Source organism: Halobiforma nitratireducens JCM 10879 (assembly GCF_000337895.1).
GTDB classification, from domain to species: Archaea; Halobacteriota; Halobacteria; order Halobacteriales; family Natrialbaceae; genus Natronobacterium; species Natronobacterium nitratireducens.
In genome coordinates, this window is sequence record NZ_AOMA01000047.1 from 1 (window position 1) to 4652 (window position 4652).

Here is a 4652-nt window from a genome sequence, read left to right on the forward strand (position 1 = left end):
CGCCATCAGAGATGTGTATAAGAGACAGGGCGTAGTCGAACCGTGGCGCGAACTCGAGCCCCAGATCGACGCTGCCGCGTTCGCACTCGAGGACCCTGTAGATCGACTGCTGGAAGTCGTCGTCGTGGTCCTCGCCGTCTCGAAGCGGCATGAAGTCGGTCACCGTCGCCTGTCCGCCGGCAGTTTCGAACGTGGTCTCGAGGAGGTTCGTGCGGTCGACGTACCGGTGGCTCGACTCGGAGGCAGTCGTCGGGGAGATCGAGAAGTGTCCCCCGGAATCGGCGTCCAGAATGCGGGCGAAGACGCTTGCGTCCTCGAGATGGGGGAAACAACACCAGTCGATCGAGCCGGCCCTGCTGACGAGGGCACAGCGGTCGTCGTTGCCGATGACGCCGTAGTCGCGAAGCGGTGGATAGTCCATGCGAAGCGAACGGATGTCGGGGTTCGTCGGATCGGTCGGAGCGCGGTGCGTGGTGCGTGGCAGTGGTGCGTCGTGTGTCGTGATACAGCCCCCGTATCGGCGGTCGGTGTTGCGTGACTGGGGATCGGCCCTGGGTTCGGTCGTTCCGGTTTCGGCCCCAGTCTCGGTCCCGGTCCCGTTCTCAGCCACGATCCCGCCGTCCAAGGGGGTAACTGTCCGTCCAAACCGTGGTCGTCTCGAGACAATAAGCGACGGCCGGACGCTGCCGGCCGGCGACCCAGTGGGATCTGCCCTCCGCTGCCGGAACCTGTCTCCGACGCGGATTCGATCCCGGCTCGAGTCCGAATCCGGCGTCGCTCCGTCACGTCGCCCCCCGTTCGGCGGGATGGGCGTGCTGGTGTCGGTTTTATCACCCTCCTCGGGGTGGCAATGGCCGTGAGTAGGATGGATTCGGACGATTCGATTCCGACCTCGAACTCGAAATCGAACTCGAACTCGAACGCGGATACTGGGGCTGGTTCCCGACCGGCTGCGAACGTAACCGGGACTAAACGCACTCGCAGGAGTCTGCTCGGTGCCGTTGCGGCCGGGGTAGTCGCGCTCGGCGCTGAACTCGACATTGCTGCAGCCGGCGACGCGTCCGCCTCGCGTCCGGCCGGCCCAGCGGGACGGATTCAGGACGAGTTGGCCGACGACAGCGACGACAGCGACGACGCCTACGTCGACCTCTACGAGTCGATCATCGACGACGTCGTGCTCGTCACGCTCTCGGGCGTCGAGGGGCCGGGCGCTGGCGGACTCGGCTCCGGGTTCGTCGTCGACGACCGGGTGGTGACCAACGCTCACGTCGTACAGGACACAGACGAGGTCGAACTCCAGTTTACCGACGAACAGTGGCGAACCGCCTCGGTGCTCGGTACGGACGAACACAGCGACCTCGCCGTCCTCGAGATCGACGACATCCCCGATGTCGTCGACGGACTCTCGTTGTCCGACGAGGAACCCCGGATCGGCCAGGAAGTCGTCGCGCTCGGCAACCCGCTCGGCCTCGACGCCTCCATCACCCAGGGGATCGTCAGTGGCGTCGACCGCTCGCTCCCGAGCCCAACTGGCTTTTCTATCCCCGCGGCGATTCAGACCGACGCGCCGGTCAACCCCGGCAACAGCGGTGGGCCGCTCGTCGACCTCGACGGAAACGTCCTCGGCGTCGTCTTTGCCGGAGCCGGACAGACGATCGGGTTCGCGATCTCCGCACAACTCGCCGATCGCGTGGTCCCCGCCCTCGCGGAAGACGGTGAGTATCGACACCCCTACGTCGGCATCGGCGTCGATCCCGTCGATCCTCGGATCGCCGAGGCGAACGATCTCGAGGAAGCCCGTGGCGTCCTCGTCCGCCAGGTCGCGGACGGCGGGCCAGCCGACGGAGTGTTCGAACCCGCAGGCGACGTGGTGACCGTCGACGGTGCCTTCGTTCCCGCCGGAGGCGACGTGATCGTCGCCATCGACGACGAAGAGATTCCCAACGAGGAACGCCTCGCGTCCTACCTCGCGCTCGAGACATCGCCGGACGAGACGGTCGATGTCGAAGTCTTCCGGGCCGGTGAGCGAGAGACGGTAGCACTGACGCTCGAGGAACGACCCGCTGTGGACGGGCCCTGATCACGATCACGATCACGACCACGACCACGGCTCCGATTCCCATTCTCATCCCGACCCGGACCCCATTCCGGTTCCGTTCGCACAGACCCTGTCGATCCGAGATCGAGCGAACCGTTCGGCTTCATCCTGCCGGCCAACACATTGCACACACCGATCGCACTGGAGACGCTGTCACGTTCCGCGGCGCGCGTCGAGACGCGATCGGGTGTGTACTGACTGTTGTCCAGTTGTATCAGTTGTCGTCGGCGGGTTCCGTCTCCGGTTTTTCCTCGAAATCATCGAGATCATCGAGATCATCGAGATCATCGATATCTTCTATCTCTTCGGCATCCTCCCGCGGTGCGTTCTGGGTGCCGAGGTCGCTATCGCCGTCGTCGACCTCGTCCCCGTCGCGACCGACCCGTTCGAGTTCGTCCTCGATTTCGGCCTCTCGTTCCGCCTCGAGTTCGTCGGCTCTGTCGCTGTCGTCTTCGGCCATGACATCGACCCTCGCGGCCCAGCGACGTGGGTCGTCGGCCGTCGGCCGTCGAGTGCAACGTCGCCCGCCGACATCCCGTCGAGCGCACCGGTCCCGGCACGGAACGGCTCGTTCAGCGTCACTGCTCGTGGTCGCGTTCGACCCAACTCGAACGACCCGTCCAGCCGACACGAAAGACAGATAAAAGGGCCCGCGCTGTGAACATGTAGACATGGACGTTCCGTACGACCTCACCTCGTACGTCAGGGTGTTGAAAATGGCGACGACACCCACGACGAACGAGTTCCTTCAAGTGTCGAAGATCGCCGGTGCCGGCATCCTGCTCGTCGGGTTCATCGGGTTCGTCATCGGCGCGATCATGCTCGTGCTGACCGGTGGAGCCGGTGGTGGCTTCTGATGGGCATCTACGCAGTCAAGACTACCGCCAGCCAGGAGCGGACCGTCGCCGAGATGATCATCAACCGCGAAGAGCCCGAGATTCACGCCGCTCTCGCCCCGGACTCGCTGACTTCCTACGTGATGGTCGAGTCCGAGGGCAACGCCGTCCTAGAACGTGTACTCGAGGACATTCCCCACGCCCGGAGCATCGTTCCCGGCGAGTCGGATATCTCGGAAGTGGAGCACTTCCTCTCGCCGAAGCCGGACGTCGAGGGGATCGCCGAGGGCGACATCGTCGAGCTCATCGCCGGTCCGTTCAAAGGCGAGAAGGCACAGGTACAGCGCATCGACGAAGGGAAAGATCAGGTGACGGTCGAACTGTACGAGGCGACGGTCCCGATTCCGGTGACCGTGCGGGGCGATCAGATCCGCGTGCTCGACAGCGACGAGCGGTAGCGAGCTGACTTCACTCGGTGCGAACGGAGAGCGCCGAGGACGTTCTATCGAATTCGCAAGGAGCGATGCGTGAACTCGAGGGAGTGAGGGAGTCCGTCGTAGTGACGGGTCGAAAGCGCGTGCAAGATGGAGAAGACGAGTGTAGCACGTCACCGTCGTCTGTCTCAGCTCGGCGGGCTTTCGTTCCGTCCCAGGTTCACCCTCCCGCCCCGGGAGAGTCACGCGGGGAGGATCACGATTCGGGTGCGTTTTTACCCTGGATCGAGATGCTCACTGTGGGGCCACTCTGGACCTGAACGACGTAATCCAGATAGGTGAATGTGACTTCTATTTGCTCTGGGTCCGAGTCGGCGTCTGATTGAACGAGTGCGTCAAGCGCCTCCGGTTCGACGGCGCTAAACAATGGAGGTGATAGCTCGCTCGGCGAGATGTCCTCTTTCCGGGCTACCGCCTCAATCACCCGATACGACGGGCCATGTGAAACCATTGCTCACTCTGGGTTGCGATACTGCATAAATTTTGGCCCGAACGATCAGAATTCCGCAAATATATCCCTCGATTCTGCGAAAATCGCACTTCTGGCCAGGAATAGGCAGTCCCGATATGTAACGTTCTCCGTGTGCTGCATCGATGGTGTGGATACCCCAACGCAAACGAAGACTTACGCACACTGCCGGTCTATCTCTCTTATGAGTGAAGTCGCACTCGACGACATCGATCGGGGCATCCTGTTCTTGCTACAGAACGACGCCCGGAACATCACTATTGCCGAGATTGCAGAGGGAGTCAACGTTGCTGCCAGCACCGTCCGCAACCGTATCGAAGACATGGAGGAAAACGGCGTCATCGAAGGGTACTCCCCAAAGATCGACTACGAGAAGGCGAACTACCCGCTGCACGTGCTGTTCGTCTGTAGCGCCTCCGCCAACGAGCGCGAAAAGTTGGCCGCCGGGATATTGGATCAGCACGGAGTCGTTGACGTCCGCGAGATGCTCACCAGCAAGCGCAATATCTACGTCGAAGTGGTCGCCACGGACACTCGAGACCTGACCGAAATCACCAACGAATTCACTTCGATAGGGTTCAGTATCGAGTCTTCCGAAATCATCACTAACCACTACACTCGTCCCTGGGCAGAGTTCGAGTTCGAAGAAGCCGAAAATTGACATCCTCCTCCGCGTTCACGCGGAGGAATCCCGAGCGGTGGGAGTTTCAGGTCTGCAACCATGGACGCCGCCACTTCACGGGAGTCCGCATCTA

At 62.4% G+C, this 4652-nt stretch carries 6 protein-coding genes; 4 read left to right on the plus strand and 2 right to left on the minus strand.

Annotated elements, in window-relative coordinates; genetic code table 11:
• Positions 1-865: 865 nt before the first annotated feature.
• The gene (locus tag C446_RS03480; protein WP_006671676.1) at positions 866-2080 is read left to right on the plus strand and encodes a S1C family serine protease; all 1215 of its coding nucleotides are present in this window, start codon (positions 866-868) and stop codon (positions 2078-2080) included.
• 232 nt (positions 2081-2312) lie between these two features.
• Here C446_RS03480 and C446_RS03485 read toward each other — a convergent pair whose 3' ends face one another.
• Positions 2313-2558, minus strand: coding sequence for a hypothetical protein (locus tag C446_RS03485; RefSeq protein ID WP_006671677.1), 246 nt, complete (start codon positions 2556-2558; stop codon positions 2313-2315).
• A 211-nt stretch (positions 2559-2769) separates the two neighbouring features.
• On the opposite strand from C446_RS03485, the gene C446_RS03490 reads away from it, so the two are divergent.
• Positions 2770-2955 (plus strand): protein translocase SEC61 complex subunit gamma, encoded by a 186-nt coding sequence (locus C446_RS03490; protein WP_006671678.1) that lies wholly within the window; start codon positions 2770-2772, stop codon positions 2953-2955.
• Positions 2955-3392, plus strand: coding sequence for a transcription elongation factor Spt5 (locus C446_RS03495; protein ID WP_006671679.1), 438 nt, complete (start codon positions 2955-2957; stop codon positions 3390-3392). The genes C446_RS03490 and C446_RS03495 overlap by 1 nt, the downstream gene beginning before the upstream one ends.
• Positions 3393-3624: 232 nt before the next feature.
• On the opposite strand, the gene C446_RS03500 is transcribed toward C446_RS03495, so the two are convergent.
• Positions 3625-3879, minus strand: a complete 255-nt coding sequence (locus C446_RS03500; protein WP_049920005.1) for a HalOD1 output domain-containing protein — start codon at positions 3877-3879, stop codon at positions 3625-3627.
• Positions 3880-4081: 202 nt separating this feature from the next.
• Between C446_RS03500 and C446_RS03505 the strand changes: the two genes are divergently transcribed.
• On the plus strand, positions 4082-4558 hold the full coding sequence (locus C446_RS03505; RefSeq protein WP_006671681.1) for an Lrp/AsnC family transcriptional regulator: 477 nt from the start codon (positions 4082-4084) through the stop codon (positions 4556-4558).
• Positions 4559-4652 lie beyond the last annotated feature (94 nt).